The organism is Fulvitalea axinellae (assembly GCF_036492835.1).
Taxonomy (GTDB): Bacteria; Bacteroidota; Bacteroidia; order Cytophagales; family Cyclobacteriaceae; genus Fulvitalea; species Fulvitalea axinellae.
Genome location: NZ_AP025314.1, coordinates 3,744,054 through 3,763,914, shown reverse-complemented (window position 1 = coordinate 3,763,914; position 19,861 = coordinate 3,744,054). Strand labels below are relative to the sequence as shown.

Genomic DNA, 19,861 nt, shown 5'->3' with positions numbered 1-19,861 from the left:
AAACTAAATTCGAAATTCAATGGCGACTTCAGAAGCGCAATTGGAACTGCAACCGGACGCGGTCTCGCATGACGACGAGCACGCTCACCACGACAGTTTCATTTCGAAATACATCTTCAGCACCGACCACAAGATGATCGCCAAGCAGTTCCTGATCACGGGAATGTTCTGGGCGTTGCTGGGCGGATTGCTTTCGCTTGTGTTCCGGATCCAGCTCGGATTTCCGGAGGCTGACTTGACGTGGCTTAAGCCCGTATTGGGCAAGTGGATTAACGAGACGGGTAAGATTGACCCCGAGTTTTTCCTGGCCGCCGTTACGATGCACGGTACCATCATGGTGTTCTTCGTGCTTACGGCCGGTCTTAGCGGTACTTTCAGTAACCTGCTGATTCCGTTGCAGATCGGTGCCCGCGACATGGCTTCGGGCTTTATGAACATGCTTTCTTACTGGCTGTTCTTCCTCTCTGGCGTGATTATGTTCTTCTCGCTTTTCATCGAGACTGGTCCCGCTTCGGGCGGATGGGTTGTATACCCGCCGTTGAGTGCGTTGCCGCAGGCGATTAAAGGTTCCGGCCTTGGTATGACGCTGTGGCTCGTGGCTATGGTTTTCTTTATCGCCTCAAGTTTGATCGGCGGTATCAACTATATCTCGACCGTAATCAACTTGCGTACGAAGGGCATGACTTTCGGGCGTATGCCTTTGACTATCTGGTCTTTCTTCCTGACGGCTATTATCGGTTTGCTTTCGTTCCCTGTATTGGTGGCGGCCGCTTTGCTGTTGGTGTTTGACCGTAGCTTCGGTACCTCTTTCTACCTTTCGGAAATCTTTATCGGAGGCGAGGCTTTGCCGAACGTTGGCGGTAGTCCGATCCTTTATCAGCACTTGTTCTGGTTCTTGGGCCACCCTGAGGTATATATCGTTCTGTTGCCCGCTTTGGGTATCACTTCCGAGATTATCGCTACGAACTGTCGTAAGCCTATCTTCGGATACAAAGCGATGATCCTTTCGATGTTGGGTATTACGGTGCTGTCGTTCGTTGTATGGGCGCACCATATGTTCGTGTCGGGTATGAACCCGTTCTTGGGTAAAATATTCATGTGGATGACGCTGATTATCGCCGTTCCTTCGGCGGTGAAGGTGTTCAACTACTTGACTACGCTTTGGAGAGGCAATATCATCTTCACTCCTGCGATGCTTTTCTCTATCGCTTTGGTTTCGTTCTTTATCACGGGCGGTATCACCGGTATTTTCTTGGGCAACTCTACGCTCGATATTCAGCTTCACGACACTTACTTCGTAGTGGCCCACTTCCACTTGGTAATGGGATCCGCTTCGTTCTTCGGGCTTATGGCCGGTGTTTACCACTGGTTCCCGAAAATGTACGGACGTATGCTGGACAAAAAATTGGGATACATCCACTTCTGGGCTACGTTTATCGGAGCTTACATGGTGTTCTTCCCGCTTCACTTCATCGGTATCGCCGGCTTTCCGCGTCGTTACTATTCGTTTACCAACTTCGACGTCTTCAGCTCTTTCGGTGACCTGAACACTTTCGTGTCCATCGCGGCGATCTTGACAGTGGGAGCGCAGTTGATTTTCCTTTTCAACTTCTTCTACAGCATTTACCGCGGACGCAAGGCTCCTAAGAACCCTTGGAACTCGAACACGCTGGAATGGACCACTCCTGTGGAAGTGGGACACGGCAATTGGCCGGGCGCTATTCCGGAAGTTCACCGTTGGCCTTACGACTACAGTAAGCCAGGTTTTGAGGCGGACTTTATCCCTCAGGATGTGCCGTTGACAGAAGAAGAAAAGAAACAAGAAGTAGAGGCTTAATTCTAAAGGAATGATCGCAGCTAAATCACAAACCGTAACGGCGGGCGTGGCGTCGCGTGTCAGTGTCAAGGACTTTTTGACATTGCTCAAGTTCCGTCTGTCATTGTTGGTGGCCTTTTCCTCGGCCTTCGGGTACGTGGTGGGGACCAAGGGCAATTTCGACTGGCTGGGGCTTTTGATGCTCTCGCTGGGAGGCACGCTGGTATCCGGCGCGTCCATTACCCTGAACCAGATTCAGGAGAAGGATTACGACAAGTTGATGAAGCGTACAAGCGATCGGCCTTTGCCTACGGGCAGGGTTACGCCAAAAGAGGCTTACCTCTATGCGCTGGTGGTGGGTACGGTAGGTTTTATCCTGCTTTGGATTTTCACTAATCCGCTTACCACTGGGCTTTCGGTGATCTCTTTGATCCTTTATGCGTTTGTATACACTCCATTGAAGCGCGTGGGGCCAGTAGCCGTATTGGTTGGGGCAATCCCGGGCGCTTTGCCTCCCCTTTTGGGCTGGGTGGCCGCCACTGGCTATCTCGGCATCGAAGGGCTGGTGATCTTCGCCATACAGTTTTTCTGGCAGTTTCCGCACTTCTGGGCTATCGCCTGGGTGGCGGACGAGGACTACAAGAAAGCGGGCTTCAAGCTCCTTCCGGGGTCCGGTAAGAAAGACTTTGACACGGCTATCAAGATCATGATTTATACCCTGTTCCTTATTCCTTTGGGAATATTGCCGGCTCAAATGGGCATGACGGGGATAAACTCTGCCGTGATCGCCACGGTTTGCGGCGTGCTTTTCCTCAGCCAGACGCTTTCGCTGATGAAAGACGGCTCGCGCAAATCGGCCCTGAAGATCATGTTCGGCTCGTTCTTTTACTTGCCGATAGTTCAAATCGCTTATTTATTCGACCTTATCTGATATGGCACAGCAAACAATGACCTTGGGACAGAAGCCGGTGACAAGCGCCGGTGTCGATCCGCATAAATTCTCGCTTTGGCTGTTTATCGTTACCGTGGTGATGACCTTCGCCGCGTTTATCAGCGCATATATAGTCAAGAAAGGCGAGGAGCCGGATTTTGTGGTACAGATGCCCGCGGCGCTTTACGTGAGCACTGTTTTGCTGGCTCTCAGTAGCGGAACTATGCATTGGGCGCTCAAAGCCGCCCAGCGCGACGCCTTGGGACAAGTGAAATTGGGAATGGGCCTCACGGCCCTTTTGGCCGGAGCGTTTTTGTTCAGCCAATGGACTGGTTGGGGACAGTTGGTGGAAAGCAACGTCTACTTTTCCGGCGACACTCCTTTAGCTTCGTTCATGTACGTTTTCACGGGCGTACACGCCGTTCACGTTACCTCGGCGGTGATTTTCCTGCTGGTGGTTACCGTTTCGGCCTTTAGGCTGAAAGTGCATTCCAAGTCGATGAAAAGCATGGAGATGTGTGCTACGTATTGGCACTTCCTTGACGGATTATGGATTTTCATATTCATATTCCTCCTGTACAACAACTAGGGAAAAGGCGGGCACTCCTCCCGCGTGATCCCGGACAACAATCGAATTAGAACCCTAAACGAAAAATATTATGTCCGCTAACGCTGCAGCAGTTAACGAGGCGACAACAAGCCGATGGGGCGGGGGCAATCAACCTATGGGCATCAGCTACGGAAAGATCATGATGTGGTTTTTCCTGCTGTCGGATGCTTTTACCTTCGCGGGCTTGCTGATCACTTACGGTATGATCCGTTACAGCTTTCCAGGTTATCCGTCTGAGGAGCTTGTACCCGACGTGTTTACGCCTTCGGCCGAGTATTGGCCTGTTCCTGAAGAGGTTTTTACGGCCGTTCCGTTTTTGCACGGCTTGAATTTGCCGTTGGTCTTTGTGGCCATTATGAGTTTTATCCTGATCCTGAGTTCCGTTACTATGGTATTGGCCGTTGAGGCCGGTCACCGCAACGACAAGAAAGCCGTTGAGAAATGGATGCTCTGGACAATCCTCGGCGGTATCACTTTCTTGGGATGCCAGGCTTGGGAATGGTCGCACTTTATCCACGGTACAGACGTGGGAATGAAAGTCAAAACTTTCGCTAACGGTGTATGGGAAACCATTACTGTTCACGGAGCGAACCTTCAGGCTAACGAATACGGCCCGACCGTTTTCGGTGACTTATTCTTCTTCATCACAGGTTTCCACGGCTTCCACGTTTTCAGTGGAATCATGTTGCTGATTATTATTTTCTACAATGTGGTAATCGGTACATATGAGCGCAGAGGACACTACGAGATGGTGGAGAAAGTTGGCCTTTACTGGCACTTTGTGGATTTGGTGTGGGTATTTGTCTTCACCTTCTTCTATCTGATCTGATCACGGACCAAAAACTGAGAAACTATGGAAAGCCATGAGACTACTCCGGCCGTGGAAGTGAAACCGGCCAACCCGGCGAAGATCCGCAAGATCTGGACTATCGCGGGAATCATCGGTGCGATTACGGCCATCGAGTTCGTATTCGCTTACAGCATGCCCAAAGGCGTGTTGCTTTATACGATTTTCATTTGCCTTACGTTTATCAAGGCCGGTTATATCGTAATGGAATTTATGCACCTTAAGGACGAGCACAAAAGCCTTTTCTGGTCTATCGTGTTACCGTGCGTCTTTTTGGTTTGGCTTGTAATAGCTTTGCTCAATGAGGGCGGAGCCATATTGGAAGTCTTGAGCAAATAAAAATAAACGAAGGATGAGGTCGGCCGAAAGGCCGGCCGATCTTTTTTGTGGTAAAAGTGATTCTATCCGGATGAAAAAAGTCGCAGTCATATTGGTGCTGGCTTTGCCGCTGGCGATGATCGTTTTCTTCAGGGTGTTTGCCGAGGATCAGTTCCGCGTGCCGGAGCTTGAAGGTAACCTTTCGGAGCAATTATCGAAAGACATTAAGTTTACTTCCCTAGGGAAAGTGACCGTAGCGGTACGCATGACAACCGAACAAAGGTCAGTGACCGTTGCCGAGGAGATGGACCGGATTATGGATATGTTAGGCGGTTTGCCGAAATTTTCCATAGTGTGGGAGCTCTCCGACAAGTCCAAGTCCGAGGAATTGGAAGCGTTGTTTCGTCTGAACCCAATGCTGAAAGAGCGTGTGAGATGGGTCGGCAAAGGTGAGGTTTTCGGTACGGATGCCTCATCGTTGATGTCAAGTTCCGACGTTCTGGTGCTGGATTGGACGGGCAAGCCCCGCGGGGCGTATGATAGCTCGGATTCTGAGGAGATGGATAGGCTGGTGACGGAACTTCATGTGCTGGATACGGAATTTACCCAAACCGCAAGAGACCATTAAGGAAACAAACAATCGAATGCAAGTATAACAAACAGTTGTCAAGATCAAGATTTGACGGGATGAATACTACAACTACTACAATTCAGACAGACAAGAAGTCAATGGCCATAATCACCCTGCTTTCGGTGGCGGTGCCTTTGGCGGTTGCTTTCCTTATTTTCAACCCTACAAAAATCAAGGCCTCGGGCAGTTGGGTGTACATGTTGCCCCATTTGCACGGAGTGGTGAACGCCATGACCGCTTTTGTGCTGGTTTGGGCCGTGAGCGCCATAAAGGAAGGGTACGTGATCACTCACAAAAACCTAATGACGGTGGCTTTCGTTTTGGGAGGGCTGTTTCTGGTCTCTTACGTGATTTACCATGGTTCGGTGGAATCCACCAAGTACGGCGACATTGACGGCGACGGTATCGTGACGGCGACGGAAATCGCCAAGGCGGGAATATGGAGAACGATTTACTTCGTGATTCTCGGCTCACACATTATTCTGTCGGCTATTGTTTTGCCGTTGGTGCTTACCGCTTATTATTTCGGATGGACAAACCGTCCCAACAAACACCGCAAGATCGTTCGGTTCGCTTACCCGATCTGGTTTTACGTTTCGGTAAGTGGTGTTATCGTTTATTGGCTTATCAAGCCTTATTACCAATTCTGATATGAAAGGCAAGAATATCATCGTTTTGCTGGTCGCCGTGGCTTTTGTGGCCTTGTCGGCGATCGACGCTACGGCCCAATGCGCCATGTGCAGGGCCACGGTAGAAAGTGGCGCTTCTGAAAACCAGGAAAGTATAGCCTCAAGCCTCAATGCGGGTATACTTTTCCTTTTCGCAATGCCTTACCTGAGCGCGGCGGTGATTATTTATCTTTGGAAAAAGAAATCGCGACAAGTGGTATCAGCTTGACGCGTTTAAACGACGGTAATATAAAAAGGGCTCATTTGAGCCCTTTTTTGTTTGCAAGATTACCCTATGAGGTTGGGGATTATTTTTTCTTTTCTGCTATCTTAAGATTGATCAGCTTTGCGATTTTCTTCTGAACCCTGCTCGGGTCAAAATCAGGAATGCGCTCATGGCCATTTTTCAAGGCTTTGATATAGCAGTCGACAGCTTTTTTCGGCAACCTGTTTTTTGCGTAATAATCGCCTTTGATCTCCAAATTGTAAGGATTGGTGTGGATGGCCAAAGACTTGTCTATCCACTGCGAGGCTTCTGAAAGATTCTTGTTTACTTCCAGACATATTTTTGCGCTCTTGGCCAAAGTGTACCAGTCGTCAGGGCTGGCCTGTGATACGCTTTGTTTGGCGGCTTTAACGATACGTTCTTTTCTTGAAAGGCGGTCGGCGGGAACTGCGAATGAGAAAGTTTGGACGAGAAGGAGGGCTAATACGGAGAGGATGGCGGTGGTCTTGATTTTCATGGAATTGAAATTTAGAAGTTTATATTTTCAATCCAATAAAGGCCAAGCCTGTGCCAATAGAGAAAACAAAACCACAAGCTGTTGATAATCAATATCTTGTGGTTTTATTTCAATATTCAAAAAGAAAGAAAGTGATCGTTTATGACACACCTTTATGTTCGTTATCGAACATTTTTTTGAGTAAAAACACCCTTGTGTTATGGTGTTTTGATCGAATAATTGGGTTTTGCTATTCTATTTCAGGATGATCTTGGAGGCTTCAAAAAGACTTGGAACCAAGTGGTCGCCGATAGTCTCGGTGCCTTCCTCTCTGTAAACCCGAATGGTTTTTATCCCGAGTTTTTTGCAAGGGACCAAATCGCGCTCGCTGTCCCCGACCATCCACGATTGGCTAGCGTCGATATCGTATTTGGCAATGGCCCTTTCGAACATCAGGCTCTCGGGCTTTCTGGCCAAAGACTCGGTTTTGATAGGATGGTGCGGGCAATAAAAGATGTCGTCGATTAGCTCGCTAGTTTCGTTCTGTAACTTGGAATGGCAGGCCAAGACATCGTTTTTGGTGTAAATCCCTTTGGCTATGCCTGCTTGGTTGGTGATGACGATTAGTAGGTAACCGGCTTTCTTCAAGTTTTCCAGCGCTTCTTTTACGCCTTCGGGTATAATGAAATCGTCGGTTTTATAAGTGTATTCGCCACGCTCGACGTTCAGTACGCCGTCGCGGTCCAGAAACACGCATTTGTTTTTCATGTCTTTCGGAGAAGTGGGGAGTGGTGTGTTTTCGATTAGAATTCGGTTTCCAGTCCCAGTCGTTTTTGGAGTTCGGCCAATGCCGGTTGTTTCTTGGCCATATGGTTAAAGCGCTCCCGTGGCGTATACGGTCTGCTGGAAGCTTGCTCTTTCGATACTTCGGTCTCTATTCGGATTTGGGCTCCGCCAAGTCTTTTTCTGAGGAAACCGATCAGTTCCGAACGGAAATTTTCGAGGAAGTTTTCCTGAAGGCTGTTCGAGAGGGTGATTTTTACTACGCCGTTTTCGCCGAGTTTGTATGGCTGTTTCATCACACCCAAGCCGATCATGTTTTCCTGCTTGACCATTTCGTTGCGGAAGCCTTCCCAAGCCCTGTCAAAGTTTTCGGGTGTAAAGCTGGTGCTGTTCGGATTGTCGGCGACTTCCGTTTCTGGGGTGGTTGCACCCTGAGTAGCCGGACGTTCCGGTTGTTGCGTAGGCTGGGCCTGCTGGCGCAATTCGTTCAGGCTCGGGAGCCGGGTAGTGCTGCGCATCGATCCTCCGCCTTGCTGAACGGGCTGGCTTCTGGCCGGACTGGCTTGTGGCGCAGGCGGTTTCGGTACCGAAGGTGGCGCAACGGGAGTTGCCGGCGCTTGGTTCTGTGTTTGCGCCGGTTGTGCCGGTGTACTTTTGGGTGTAGGAACTTGTGCCGATGGATTCGCGCCTGAGGCTTGTGGCCTAGGCGCTAACGGCTTTTTTTTTTTCTCTGTTTCCTGATGCTGGGCAAGATTTAGTGCCGCCGGAATGCTGGCCAACTTCATAAGTGCCAATTCCACGTGCAGGCGCTGGTTTTTGCTCGCCTTGAAGTTCCTGTCGCATTCGGACGCCAAGTTAAGAGCTGTCAGCAAGAATGAAAGATTGGCTTGATTGGCTTGTTCGGCGTATTTCATCCGGACACCGTCGGCTACGTCAAGGAGGCTTACTGTAGCGCTGTCTTTGCAAACCATCAGGTTTCGGAAGTGCTCGGCCAGGCCAACTATGAAATGGTGGCCGTCGAAGCCTTTTCTCAGAATTTCGTCAAACAGCAACAGGGAGTTTGGCATATCTTCTTTCAGAAGCATGTCGGTGGCCCTGAAGTAGTAGTCGTAATCTAGGATATGGAGATTGTCGATCACGTCCTTATAACCGACTTTGTTGCCGGCGAAGGTTACGATCAGGTCGAAAATCGAAAGGGCGTCGCGCAGGGCGCCGTCCGCCTTTTGGGCGATCAGGTGCAGGGCTTCGGCCTCGGTCTCGATGCTTTCTTTCAGGGCGATATTGGCCAAATGAGTGGCGATATCTTTTACGCCGATCCTGTTGAAATCGAAGATTTGGCAACGGGAAAGGATCGTCGGGATGATCTTGTGCTTTTCCGTAGTGGCCAAGATGAAAATGGCGTACGAAGGAGGCTCCTCAAGTGTTTTGAGGAAGGCGTTGAAGGCCTGGTTCGAGAGCATGTGAACCTCATCGATGATATATACCTTGTATTTGCCCGACTGCGGAGCGTAGCGGACCTGTTCCACCAGATTCCGGATATCGTCCACGGAGTTGTTGGAGGCAGCATCCAGTTCGTGAATGTTGAACGAGGCGTTGTTGTTAAAGGCCTTGCACGATTCGCATTGGTCGCAGGCTTCAGTGTCCTCCGTCAGATTGGTGCAGTTGATCGTTTTGGCCAGAATACGGGCGTTGGTGGTTTTGCCCACGCCTCTTGGTCCACAAAACAGGAACGCTTGCGCCAAGTGATTGCTCTTGATGGCATTCTTGAGCGTGGTTGTAATATGCCCTTGTCCGACGACGCTCTCGAAAGTCGTCGGGCGGTATTTTCTAGCCGATACGATAAATTTTTCCATCGTGGCGAAGATAATCAAAATTCTTGTGGAGGAAAAAGTTTCGGCCTCTGCCCTCAGGCCGTTGTGTAGCTTAGTTTCACCCTTCGGGCTGTGGAAAGAAAGCCGGAAGAGTGAAATGACTTTTGCCGTTATGGATTCGGAGGCGTTTTGGATCAAAAAACAGCCAAGTGGATTACGGTCGTCGTTAGTTTGGGACTTTATGGTTTGTACTTGGAAAAAAACTTGAATTTAATCGGAGTTACATCGGTTAAGAAGTCGGTTAAAAATTCGGATAAAGTTATTTTTGTAGTTTGTAAATATTTGTATTACAGATTTTTGTGTTTTTATTTGGGCTTTAGTGAAATATTTTCAGGATTAATTTTTTCCCAATCGTTCGTTACTTCCGAAAAGGCTTGGGTTAATGTTTTTTGTACCCACTGTGTTACCCTTCGTGGATTAATCTTGGTGACATAAAATCTAGGAAAACGAATTTTTGTCCGGTTTCCCAATATCATATTTCTTTTCACTCGAAGGGGCTTTCTGGCGGGCTCTTTTCGAGATGCTTTTTCTTTAGGCTGTAATGATTTGGCTGTTCTCTATTCTCAGCTTTTGAGGATCGTGTCTATGATTCGAAACTAATTTTTATTGACCATAAACGATTGAGTATGACAACAAAACGACTGTGTTATTTATTTCTCATCGGCTGTTTTTTCTTTGCTGCCTGTAATGAGAGCGAGCATTATGATATACCGGAAGGGGAGTACGGTACTGTGGTCCAGGTAATGGAGGCCCGGGGGAACTTTACGCATTTCCTCAGCGGGATGGACAAACTGGACGAGTATGACGGCTTTACCGAAAACGAAGGTATACGCTATCGGTTGGCGAGTAGTTCGTACACGCTTTTTCCGCCGAACGACGAGGCTTTTGAGCTGTATTTCAAGGAAAGGGGAATCGGCGGATTGGCCGAACTTCAGGAAGAGGAGCTTCGCGGAATAATCGAAGGGCACATTACGCGCAATGCCCTGACTTGGGACAAGTTGCTGAAAGTGCATATGAGCAATTGGTCTGACGAAGACGAAAAAGGTCCGCACAGTGCGGGGCTTTGGGGCTTTAAGCGTCCTACTGTTTACAGCGCTCCTACGGTTGTGGAAACTTCGCTTAAGGACGGACGGAACTATAGGGTTTGGCAGTCCTATAAGTTTTTGCCCGTAATGACGGAACACTTTTACTGTGGCTTAAGTACGCCGGAGGATTACCCTTTCCTTTACCAAGACGGCAGTAATTATTCGAGCCAGAATATTCACCGGGCAAGGATCGTGAATCCGGATATTCCGGCCAGTAACGGTATTTTGCATGAACTGGACAGGGTGGTGCCGCCGTTGAAAAACATCGATTTGTTGATGGCGGATATGCCTGACAAATTCAGCCTGTTCCGTAGTTTGTGTGATCGTTTTGCGGAATACGGATTTTCTCTGGCCGGCACCGAAAGACAACCGCTCAATAATCTCGGTTATCGCGATTCGGTGTATGTCAAGTATTATCCAAAACTGGAAGGAAGCTGTAATCAGGCGAATACGAGTATCGCTCAGGACCTGGTGTCAAACCGTACGGGGACGAATTTGCATCAGGGAGAGAATACGGCATTGTCGACTTATATTCCTACAAACGATGTCTTACAAACTTATTTGGACCAGACGTTCCTGAACGGCCGTTACGAGTCAATGGACGATGTGCCTTTGGAAGCTTTGGCGTATCTGGTGGGAAACCATATGGCTTTTCTAGAGGTAACTTGGGCCCGTCCGAGCGATTTGTCGAATGGCCTTACCGGATTGAACGAACCTATGTCTTTGGACAAGGACCGGGACGTGGTGATGGCGACTTTCGCCAACAACGGGGTGTTTTACGGAATCAATAAAGTGTTGGAACCCAATATTTACAAATCGGTGGCTTCGTCCATTATTTTCGATCCGGAATACGGCCTTTTGCTGAAAATGTTTGTCGAAAACGCCCAAGTGAAGCAGTTGCTTTCCAACAGCGATTCCGAGCTGACGTTTTTCCCTGTTTCTGACCAAGGTCTGAATTTCGAATACGGATTGGAATATGACGAACTGCGTGAAGTGCTGACAAAGCTAGACGGTAACGGGCAAGTGGAGCTGGCTTCCACGTCGTTTATCAACGATCTTATTAATTCGCACCTGGTTGACGGCGAAGCGCTTGCGGACGTACAGGGCAGACGTTTCCTCGAAACTGTCAAAGGCGAGTTTGTTTGCGTGGAAAACGGGACTGTGTACGGAGGCGGAAACTTCGAGCAAAACACTTCGATCGAGGTTTTGGAATCTGATGCCGAAGGTAATAATGGCGTGGCGCATAAGCTTAGCGCACCGATATTACCGGCTACGTTGACAGCAAACGATTATGTGAAAGGCAAGCCGAAATCTAGCGTTCCGGAAGATGGCCTTGTGGCGTATAACGCCTTTAGGGATTTGTTTAACAAGGCTGAGATTAGTGTTCCTTCCGGAGAAATTACGTTGCTGGTACCGACTAACGACGCTATTAACGAGGCGCTTTTAGCTGGAAAGATACCCGGCTTGGCCACGGACGGAAGCGTTGAGGACGAAGCCAAGTTTAAGAACTTTCTCTACCTGCATATCATTACGGAGGAGCGAATTTATTCCGACGGTCAGAAAAGCGGAAAATTCGTGACCAAAGCCAAAGACAGCAAAGGGAATTTTGTGCCTTTGGATATTACCAACGCCCAGCGCGACATAAGGATAGTGGGAGTGGGAGGCGAAAGCGTTGAGGTGAAAATGATCCCGGGATCGAGTAGCGACATTATTGCGAAGTCGGCGGCGATCCACCTAATCGATGATGTATTGTTACCCGAAAACTAATCATCCACTTATGAGGAATTTTTATTTTTTGATGATATGCTGGTTGCTGTCATTGTCCGGGGCTTTGGCCCAGGACCGGGTGATAGTGAAAGGCTATGTCAAGAGCGACGCCGACGCTGAACCGTTGATCGGCGTGAATATAACCGAAGTCGATCATGAGGGACGCTTCGTATCCGGAACGGTTACCGATTTCAACGGCTTCTATATGCTTAAAATCAATCCAGCGAACACGATCCGTTTCGCTTATGTAGGCTTTAACGCCGAAGAGCGAAAGGTGGGAACCACCTCGGAGTTGAATATTAGTCTGAAGGAAAATACGACACAGCTCGAAGTTGTGACCGTGGAAGCCGACGAAGTGGCGTCTGACGGAATCAAATTGCGCGACGTGCCGATGTCCATTCAGAAAGTGAAAGTGGCAGAACTTGAACAGTTAGGTGCTATATCTGTAGATCAAATGCTTCAGGGCCAAATCAGCGGAGTGGATATCATGGCCGTTTCGGGTGATCCGGGCGCCGGTATGCAGATCCGTATCCGGGGAACGTCTACGATTTTGGGCAACCAGGAACCGCTGATTGTAGTGGACGGGATTCCTTTCGAAACCGATATTCAGGAAGATTTCGATTTCGCCTCGGCCGACGCCCGTGACTTTGGAGCCCTTTTGGCCATCGCGCCGGAAGATATCGAAAGTATCGAGGTGTTGAAAGACGCAGCCTCGGCGGCCCGGTGGGGATCCAGGGCGGCAAACGGCGTGTTGCAGGTTATCACCAAAAAAGGTGTGCGAGGAAAGCCACGGCTTACCTATTCCGTAAAAGGAACCATAAGTACACAGCCGGATCCGGTACCGATGCTTAGTGGCCCGGAGTACGTGACTTTGCAAAAGGAAATGTACTTTAACCGCAACGGTAATATCCACGGAACCACTTTCAGAGGACTGAACTACGATACAAGCTGGGACCAATACTACAACTACGCCCAAGACACCGATTGGCTTGACGAGATCACGAAAGTGGCGTTCTCGCAGGAACACAACTTCTCGCTTTCGGGCGGTGGAGAGAAAGTGCTTTACAGGGTGTCGGTTGGGTACGGTAAGAATGACGGAACTACGATGGGAACCAATTTTGACCGTTTGACGGTTGGCGCCAAACTCGACTATACCATCTCAACCCGTTTGAAATTCAATACAGACATCTCATATACCCGTTCCGATTCGGACGCGCCGTATTACAGCAACTTGCGAAGCATTGCTTACAGAAAAATGCCGAATATGAGCGTTTACGAATACGACGCCGAGGGCATGAGAACAGGCGAATACTTTAACGATGACTGGCGAGATCCATACCAGACTTTCAAGACAACAATCGACGGGGATGAAGTGGAGGTGCCGATGTATAACCCGGTAGCCATGGCCAACGAGTCGTTCAATAACAGCCTCAATGACCGACTGCGAACCAACTTCAGGTTGACGTATTTCCTTCTCGACGATTTGATGGTGCAGGGGATCGTTTCTTTCGACGTTTCGGGAAGTAAGCGCGAGCAGTTACTCTCATCCGCCGCCGCTAACGAGGGCGGTTGGAACCATGTCAGCAAGAACAGGGTTGTCGGTAGTTCGGGAAGCGCTTTTACGGCCCGTACCTACACCACTGTTTCGTATACGCCGGATTGGGGCGAGAAGCATGATTTCTCTACCCGTGTGCGTTGGGAGTCCGCCGAAACAAGCTCGTCGGGGTTCTCCACGTCTACGGGCAACTTGCCGTTCGAAGGAATCTCCAATCCGGGCACGGACGGTTCCAGTCGTAAAGTGAGTTCCAGTACGAATACGCGCAGAGACCTTGGCGGATTGGTTTCCACATACTACAAGTACGACGACAGGTATATGGTCTCGGGCGGTTTGCGTATTGACGCCAGTTCAAATTTTGGCGAAGACACCCGCTGGGGAGCCTTTCCGTTTGTCGGGGTGGCTTGGCGATTGATGAACGAGAATTTCCTGCGTAACGTAAAGCAACTCGATGAATTGAAACTGACGGGAAGTTTTGGAGTGAACGGAACGGCGCCGAACGGAAGCGGAAGATACGCCAACTACAAGGCAGGAGCGCGCTACCTGACGGAACCGGCCATCTACTCGTCGAATATTCAGCTTAGAAACTTGGCTTGGGAAACGAAAACGGCTTGGAACGTGGCTTTGACCGCGGCGGCCTTCGAGAACAGGGTCAACGTTCAGCTTGAATATTACAGAAACAAGTCCGAGGATTTGTTTTGGAACGTAGGCTTGCCGGCCAGTTCGGGTTTTGGAAAAGATACGAAGTATGACCAATACCGCCAAAATGCGGGCGCCATGCTCAACAAGGGTATCGAGTTCTCGCTTAGCGCTACGCCAATTAAGGCCGAAGATCCTAAGGATTTGAATGTCAATTTCACTTTTAACATCAGTAAGAACATCAATAAGGTTCTTGCTTTGCCTGATAATTATAGCCTTGAGGCGGGTAATGTCTTCAAGAACGGGGAATATTCCCGCAGGGTGGAAATCGGAAACCCGATCGGCGGTTTTTACGGCTACAGAAGCCTCGGTGTTTATGAGGACAAGGACGCTACAATCGCGAGAGACCGTGACGGAAATCCTATTCCGGATTATACGGGACAATACGATTACCTGACGATGAAGATGGGCGGAACGGCCAACTACACTTTCGTGGAGGGCGACGCCCGCTACGAGGACGTTAACAAAGACGGTTATATCGACGAAAATGACATCGTGTATCTGGGAAGCAGTAACCCTGACTTTTCAGGCGGTTTCAGGTTTCAAGTCCGCTATATGAACTTCGCGTTGAGTTCCTCTTTCCACTTCCGTTCGGGTTTCGATATCGTAAACGGAAACCGGATCTCCACCGAAAGCATGTCGTCCACAAACAACCAGAGTGTGGCTACGCTAAGAAGGTGGAGAAGACCCGGCGACGAAACCGATATTCCGAGAACGATCTACGGAACGAACTTCAACACCTTGGGCTCCGACCGCTTTGTGGAGGACGGAAGCTTCTTGCGCTGGAAAAACGTTTCGCTTAGCTACCGTTTTGACCAGAAGTTTCTCAAGCGCCTACATCTTTCGGCCCTGAGCGCCTTCGCTACGGCGTACAACCTTTATACTTTCACCAACTACTCCGGGCAAGACCCCGAGGTGAGTTTCGGTTCCGACCCATTCTTTATGGGCGTAGATAATGACCAGACACCGCCAAGCAGGTCGTTCGTGTTCGGCTTGTCGGCTACGTTCTAGGGATTTTTTCGAATTTCTAAAGATGGCAATTATGAAGAAAATCAAACTTCTCCTGCTAGTTGTGGCTTCCGTGTCGGTTTTCGGCTGTTCGGATTGGTTGCAGATTGAGCCAGAGAATAATATAACCAAAGAGTCTTTCTGGCAATCGAAAGAGGACGTGGAGGCCAGTGTCAACACCATTTTCGTGGAGATGAGGAAATCGGTGAACAAGGTGTTTATCTGGGGCGAACTCCGCGCCGATATGCTAGCCGGTGGCGAGGGCCTGGAAGCGGGGGATTCCCAAGACATCATGGACCTCAGGATTCTGGACACGAACACCCACCTGAAGTGGGGAGAGATGTACCGGATGATCAATTATGCCAATACGGTGCTCAAATACGCTCCCGGCGCTCGCGATATCGACTTTTCTTTCACCAAAGAAGAGCTTGACGGGTATTTGGCCGAAGCGTATTTCGCCCGGGCCCTCGGATATTTTTATCTGCTCAGGACTTTCCACGAAGTTCCCCTGATTCTGGAACCTTCCGATTCGGATAATGTGGAATTCCATATTCCGAAAAGCAAGGAAACTGAGATTCTGAACCGGATAATCGAGGACCTGAAATTGGCCGAGCGTACCGCCAAGTCCGATTTCGGATCGTTGGCGTTGAACAAGGGCCGTGGCTCCAGAGCCGCTATACAGGCTCTTTTGGCCGATGTTTACCTCTGGTCCGAGCGTTACGACGATTGCATCGTGATGTGCGACAAGATTATCGGCCGTTCGGTGCATACGCTGATGTCCCAATCTTTGTGGATGGACAATTTCATTAAAGGAAACCTTAGCGAATCCATTTTCGAACTCCAGTTCGAATCACGTTTCGGGCAGTTAAACGCCGGGATTGACGCTTTTCTCTATAATAAAGGGACTCCATACTTTATTGCTGACGAAAGTGTGCAGGACTTCTATCCTGAAGGCGATATCAGGGGAGCGGGAGCCACTTACCGAGAGGAGGACATGTTTGTGTGGAAATTTTTGGCCCAAACCAAAGACGATGTTGAAAACGTTCGCATACCCGACGCGAACTGGGTGATCTATCGTTACGCCGATATCCTGTTGATGAAAGCCGAAGCCTTGGTGCAGAAACAGCAGTATCTCAAGGCCCAAGAGCTTTTGCTCCAAGTGGTCAAACGCGCCGAGGGCGAATCCACGCTTCTGCCTACCGACCGCTTTTTGGCCGAGGACGTGATCCTCAAGGAGCGCGCCCGCGAGTTCGCTTTTGAGGGTAAGCGTTGGTTCGATATCCTGCGTTTGGCCAAGCGCAACAATTACGAGCGGAAGGACGTGCTTATCAAATTGCTAGCGTCACAAGCGCCGTCGGCCGAAAGGTCGCTTTGGGAAAGTAAGCTCTCTGACCCGATGAGCTACTACCTACCGATACACATAGACGAGCTTCGCGCAAACTCGAAACTGGTCCAGAATCCATATTACGACTATTAAACCCGGGCATATGAAGTTTAACGGAATCAAATACCTGTTCCTTGTTTTGCCTCTGTTGCTGGTCATTCAGTCATGCGAGGAAGACAACGAGGTTGGAAAAATAAAAACAGCCGAAGAGCAGACTCTTGTGGAGTACATTAGGGCGAATCCCGACCAGTATTCGGAATTCGAAAAACTGCTCGATATCAGTGGCCTGTACGGAATCCTTAACGCCCGGGGCGCTTTTACGGCGTTCTTGCCCGACAACGAGGCCGTTAAGGAATTCTTGGAAGGAAGAAATCCCGAAAGTATGGAAAAAGACTACGTGGGCCTTTTGGTCAGGAGCCATTTCCTTACGGGAAAATACGTCGCCAACGATATGGTGCCGGGCACCGTGGCCGACTCCACTTTCGCCGGCAATTTCGTTTCCCTCGATTTCAGGGGAGGTGGCCTGAACAACATCCTTGTAAATAAGCGGGCGGTGATCAAAAGCCGTGATACCGAATGTTCGAACGGTGTGGTGCATACGCTAGACAAGGTGCTGTTGCCGATAACCCGCAACACTTTCGAAGTGATTCGAGAGAACGGGAATTTCAACGTATTCGCCGACGCCCTGGAGCTGACGGGCTGGAGCGAGGAACTGAAAAAGGTGGTGGACGAAAACGGAAGCGAATGCAATTTTACGGTTTTGCTTGAGTCGGACGAGTTGCTGAACGCCAAAGGAATCGGTTCGGCCGAGGAACTGGCGGCGCTTTACACCGAATCCGACGACTACACTTCCCGCGAAAACGGCTTTAACCGCTTTGTGGCTTACCATTGCCTGTTGGGCTCTTATTATACTTCGAATTTCAAAACCTTCAACTACTCGGCTATAAACGGCGATATGTTGAACGTGGACGTGGAGGACGGATTCAAGATCAATCCCCAGTTCAACGAGTTCGGGGAGCTGACGGAGTTCAACACTTTCGAAGAGCCGGCCAAGCTGAATTACCAAGCCACCAACGGCGTGATCCACGAGTTGGTGGATGTCATGACGCCGTCCGAATCCAGGGCTATAGAAGTGGTGGACTATGTGCTTGACCAACCCGAGCTGAAATGGATGGAAGGCTTGGACAAGGAATCGCGTGGAGTGGACGCTGACGACGTGGCTCGCTGGGAAGCCGGTGGCGACTGGAGTACCCTGACCATCCGTATGACTACCTGTGGAAAATACGGAATGCTTTCGGCCTCAAAGGCCAGAGGCTGGTTCAACTACACCACCATCCCGATAGCCAAAGGAACATACTCCATCAATGGCAGAACGAATAACTGGATTTCGGGCTCGTACAGGGTTTATATCGACGGCGAATACGCCGGAATCTACGATCCGCGGGGCGGACAGTATTCTATGGGAACTTTCACCTTTCACGAGAACGGTACGCACCTGATCAGGCTTGAGACATTCCGTCCGGGCAGATTCGGTTTGGGATGCATCACCTTCTCTCCCGTGAGAAACTAAAAAGTGGTCTGAAAATAATCAATAGGATATGAAAAACAGACTTTTATATAGTTGCGTCTTGCTTCTCGCCACCCTGATATCCTCTTGTGGCGACGAATGGGACGACCATTACAAGAATTCGCAGACTTACACATACGACGGCTCCGTATGGTCATACGTCAAAGGCAAGCCGGAATACAGCCAGTTTGTAGCTATGCTTGAGAAATACGACCTCAAGCCGGCACTCGACAACGGGGCTTCAAATACGCTTTTCGCGGTACGCAACGAGGATATGCCGTCGTTCGAGGGCTATTCCGAAGACTCGGTCCGCAACGTGTTGGCTTACCATGCCGGAAACATGTCGCTGTACGTACAGAACGTGATGGAGGACAAACCCGCCAGGATGAAGTCTTACATGTCGAAGAACGTACGGGTTAGCAAAAGCGGAACGGAGGTTTTGGCCAACCGCGATACGGATATCACCGTGCCGGACATCGTTTGCGCGAACGGCGTGGTGCACGAGGTCGGAAACGTCCTTTTGCCTAAGCGGAATATCTACGAGCAGGTGGTTTTGGCCGACGAGACTTTCTCGGCGTTCAAAGAGCATGTCCAGCTTTTCGACTGGGTGCTTGATCTGGAAAAAAGTATAGAAGTGGGAAGGGACAGTCTGGGCTTTCCGATTTATGACCCTGTCTTTAAGCCGGAAAACGTATTCTTTCAGGCTTACGGGGATTTGTCTGAAGAGGATTCCACGGAAACCTGCCTGATGCTTTCCGACCAGGCCATCGAGGCCACTTATCAAAGGATGAAACTCCGTTATTACGAAGCCGAAACCAATCTTCCTGAAGAGTACGACGAGCAACTGAAGAAAAGGTATTACACCGATAAAAAGGATGGAACGCTAAAGCACGAGTATGTGCCTCGGAAACAGCTGGCCTTGGAGGTAATCAAGAACTCAGTGCTGTGGCAAGGCGAGGCTTTGGCCGAAGATATGCCTGACACAATCCTGATGAGCAACCTCAGGGCGGTGGAAATCAGCCCGGAAGACGCCGGCAAGTACTATGAGCTTAGTAACGGCTTGCTTTACGAATGGAACTCCCTCGGTTTGTTGGCCTCGGACATTATGGGCGATGAGCTGGATTTCCAAGGCGAATCCGTGAATATGATGACCAGTCTGGAAGAATTTATTCCCGAATATGGCAAAAACGGAGATCAGGAATCCATAGAAGTCACAAGTGATCAGCCTTTCGAGATTTGGTTCGATTGTGAAAGCCTGATCGCGGGCACTTACGACCTCTATTGGTATCCTATAACTAGAAAAACCAGTGTGCTGGATTTTTATATCGGAGATACAAGGATAAAAACCCAATACCGGACCGCTGGAAACTGGAACAAGCAGAAGATAGCCACACTAAAGTTTGACGCTTTCGGTTCGAAGAGGGTGAAGATTACTACCCTTGAACCATACGACGAGGTGGAAGGTCTGTACGGGATTTCTTTCGATAGGCTGGAATTCGTGCCGGTTTCGGAAGCTTACGAACTTCTCAAAGATCGCTCTCTCTGATGGCTCTGTATTTTTTGACCCGGGCGCTGGGCTTATCCGTTTCGGAAACGGCT

16 protein-coding genes are annotated in these 19,861 nt (G+C 49.6%); 13 read left to right on the top strand and 3 right to left on the bottom strand.

The window, feature by feature from the left end:
* Positions 1-19: 19 nt before the first annotated feature.
* The 8 genes from AABK39_RS14260 to AABK39_RS14225 all read left to right on the top strand — a co-directional run bounded on the left by AABK39_RS14260 (position 20) and on the right by AABK39_RS14225 (position 6,050).
* A complete protein-coding gene (locus tag AABK39_RS14260; protein ID WP_338392013.1) occupies positions 20-1,837 on the top strand; it encodes a cytochrome c oxidase subunit I in 1,818 nt (605 codons plus the stop codon).
* A 10-nt stretch (positions 1,838-1,847) separates the two neighbouring features.
* Positions 1,848-2,747: a heme o synthase gene (gene cyoE / locus AABK39_RS14255; RefSeq protein WP_338392012.1), complete on the top strand. Its 900-nt coding sequence runs from the start codon at positions 1,848-1,850 to the stop codon at positions 2,745-2,747.
* A 1-nt stretch (position 2,748) separates the two neighbouring features.
* Positions 2,749-3,336, top strand: a complete 588-nt coding sequence (locus AABK39_RS14250; RefSeq protein ID WP_338392011.1) for a cytochrome c oxidase subunit 3 — start codon at positions 2,749-2,751, stop codon at positions 3,334-3,336.
* A 70-nt stretch (positions 3,337-3,406) separates the two neighbouring features.
* Positions 3,407-4,186 (top strand): cytochrome c oxidase subunit 3, encoded by a 780-nt coding sequence (locus AABK39_RS14245; RefSeq protein WP_338392010.1) that lies wholly within the window; start codon positions 3,407-3,409, stop codon positions 4,184-4,186.
* Positions 4,187-4,210: 24 nt separating this feature from the next.
* Positions 4,211-4,543: a cytochrome C oxidase subunit IV family protein gene (locus AABK39_RS14240; protein ID WP_338392009.1), complete on the top strand. Its 333-nt coding sequence runs from the start codon at positions 4,211-4,213 to the stop codon at positions 4,541-4,543.
* 70 nt (positions 4,544-4,613) lie between these two features.
* Complete coding sequence (locus tag AABK39_RS14235; RefSeq protein WP_338392008.1) at positions 4,614-5,150, top strand: hypothetical protein; 537 nt, start codon at positions 4,614-4,616, stop codon at positions 5,148-5,150.
* 59 nt (positions 5,151-5,209) lie between these two features.
* Complete coding sequence (locus AABK39_RS14230; RefSeq protein ID WP_338392007.1) at positions 5,210-5,803, top strand: DUF420 domain-containing protein; 594 nt, start codon at positions 5,210-5,212, stop codon at positions 5,801-5,803.
* 1 nt (position 5,804) lies between these two features.
* Positions 5,805-6,050 carry a hypothetical protein gene (locus tag AABK39_RS14225; protein ID WP_338392006.1) on the top strand — a complete coding sequence of 82 codons (246 nt, stop codon included), beginning with the start codon at positions 5,805-5,807 and terminating at the stop codon, positions 6,048-6,050.
* 79 nt (positions 6,051-6,129) lie between these two features.
* Here the strand turns inward: AABK39_RS14225 and AABK39_RS14220 are convergent, their stop codons facing one another.
* From AABK39_RS14220 to AABK39_RS14210, 3 genes are all read right to left on the bottom strand, one after another.
* Positions 6,130-6,564, bottom strand: coding sequence for a hypothetical protein (locus tag AABK39_RS14220; protein WP_338392005.1), 435 nt, complete (start codon positions 6,562-6,564; stop codon positions 6,130-6,132).
* A 234-nt stretch (positions 6,565-6,798) separates the two neighbouring features.
* Complete coding sequence (locus tag AABK39_RS14215; RefSeq protein ID WP_338392004.1) at positions 6,799-7,311, bottom strand: D-glycero-alpha-D-manno-heptose-1,7-bisphosphate 7-phosphatase; 513 nt, start codon at positions 7,309-7,311, stop codon at positions 6,799-6,801.
* Positions 7,312-7,346: 35 nt separating this feature from the next.
* Positions 7,347-9,179, bottom strand: coding sequence for a DNA polymerase III subunit gamma/tau (locus AABK39_RS14210; protein ID WP_338392003.1), 1,833 nt, complete (start codon positions 9,177-9,179; stop codon positions 7,347-7,349).
* A gap of 644 nt (positions 9,180-9,823) precedes the next feature.
* Here AABK39_RS14210 and AABK39_RS14205 point away from each other — a divergent pair.
* The 5 genes from AABK39_RS14205 to AABK39_RS14185 are packed head-to-tail and all read left to right on the top strand — an operon-like array spanning position 9,824 to position 19,808.
* Positions 9,824-12,049, top strand: coding sequence for a fasciclin domain-containing protein (locus tag AABK39_RS14205; RefSeq protein WP_338392002.1), 2,226 nt, complete (start codon positions 9,824-9,826; stop codon positions 12,047-12,049).
* A 10-nt stretch (positions 12,050-12,059) separates the two neighbouring features.
* Complete coding sequence (locus tag AABK39_RS14200; protein ID WP_338392001.1) at positions 12,060-15,314, top strand: SusC/RagA family TonB-linked outer membrane protein; 3,255 nt, start codon at positions 12,060-12,062, stop codon at positions 15,312-15,314.
* A gap of 31 nt (positions 15,315-15,345) precedes the next feature.
* Positions 15,346-16,788 carry a RagB/SusD family nutrient uptake outer membrane protein gene (locus AABK39_RS14195; protein WP_338392000.1) on the top strand — a complete coding sequence of 481 codons (1,443 nt, stop codon included), beginning with the start codon at positions 15,346-15,348 and terminating at the stop codon, positions 16,786-16,788.
* A gap of 10 nt (positions 16,789-16,798) precedes the next feature.
* Positions 16,799-18,265, top strand: coding sequence for a fasciclin domain-containing protein (locus tag AABK39_RS14190; protein ID WP_338391999.1), 1,467 nt, complete (start codon positions 16,799-16,801; stop codon positions 18,263-18,265).
* 28 nt (positions 18,266-18,293) lie between these two features.
* Entirely contained in the window at positions 18,294-19,808 is a 1,515-nt protein-coding gene (locus tag AABK39_RS14185) for a fasciclin domain-containing protein (protein WP_338391998.1), read from the top strand.
* Positions 19,809-19,861 lie beyond the last annotated feature (53 nt).

What these genes read in the sequence shown, in the direction of transcription:
- AABK39_RS14260 (WP_338392013.1), top strand. Translation starts at nt 20, where the DNA reads ATGGCGACTTCAGAAGCGCAATTGGAACTGCAACCGGACGCGGTCTCG.
- cyoE (WP_338392012.1), top strand. Translation starts at nt 1,848, where the DNA reads ATGATCGCAGCTAAATCACAAACCGTAACGGCGGGCGTGGCGTCGCGT.
- AABK39_RS14250 (WP_338392011.1), top strand. Translation starts at nt 2,749, where the DNA reads ATGGCACAGCAAACAATGACCTTGGGACAGAAGCCGGTGACAAGCGCC.
- AABK39_RS14245 (WP_338392010.1), top strand. Translation starts at nt 3,407, where the DNA reads ATGTCCGCTAACGCTGCAGCAGTTAACGAGGCGACAACAAGCCGATGG.
- AABK39_RS14240 (WP_338392009.1), top strand. Translation starts at nt 4,211, where the DNA reads ATGGAAAGCCATGAGACTACTCCGGCCGTGGAAGTGAAACCGGCCAAC.
- AABK39_RS14235 (WP_338392008.1), top strand. Translation starts at nt 4,614, where the DNA reads ATGAAAAAAGTCGCAGTCATATTGGTGCTGGCTTTGCCGCTGGCGATG.
- AABK39_RS14230 (WP_338392007.1), top strand. Translation starts at nt 5,210, where the DNA reads ATGAATACTACAACTACTACAATTCAGACAGACAAGAAGTCAATGGCC.
- AABK39_RS14225 (WP_338392006.1), top strand. Translation starts at nt 5,805, where the DNA reads ATGAAAGGCAAGAATATCATCGTTTTGCTGGTCGCCGTGGCTTTTGTG.
- AABK39_RS14220 (WP_338392005.1), bottom strand. Translation starts at nt 6,564, where the DNA reads ATGAAAATCAAGACCACCGCCATCCTCTCCGTATTAGCCCTCCTTCTC.
- AABK39_RS14215 (WP_338392004.1), bottom strand. Translation starts at nt 7,311, where the DNA reads ATGAAAAACAAATGCGTGTTTCTGGACCGCGACGGCGTACTGAACGTC.
- AABK39_RS14210 (WP_338392003.1), bottom strand. Translation starts at nt 9,179, where the DNA reads ATGGAAAAATTTATCGTATCGGCTAGAAAATACCGCCCGACGACTTTC.
- AABK39_RS14205 (WP_338392002.1), top strand. Translation starts at nt 9,824, where the DNA reads ATGACAACAAAACGACTGTGTTATTTATTTCTCATCGGCTGTTTTTTC.
- AABK39_RS14200 (WP_338392001.1), top strand. Translation starts at nt 12,060, where the DNA reads ATGAGGAATTTTTATTTTTTGATGATATGCTGGTTGCTGTCATTGTCC.
- AABK39_RS14195 (WP_338392000.1), top strand. Translation starts at nt 15,346, where the DNA reads ATGAAGAAAATCAAACTTCTCCTGCTAGTTGTGGCTTCCGTGTCGGTT.
- AABK39_RS14190 (WP_338391999.1), top strand. Translation starts at nt 16,799, where the DNA reads ATGAAGTTTAACGGAATCAAATACCTGTTCCTTGTTTTGCCTCTGTTG.
- AABK39_RS14185 (WP_338391998.1), top strand. Translation starts at nt 18,294, where the DNA reads ATGAAAAACAGACTTTTATATAGTTGCGTCTTGCTTCTCGCCACCCTG.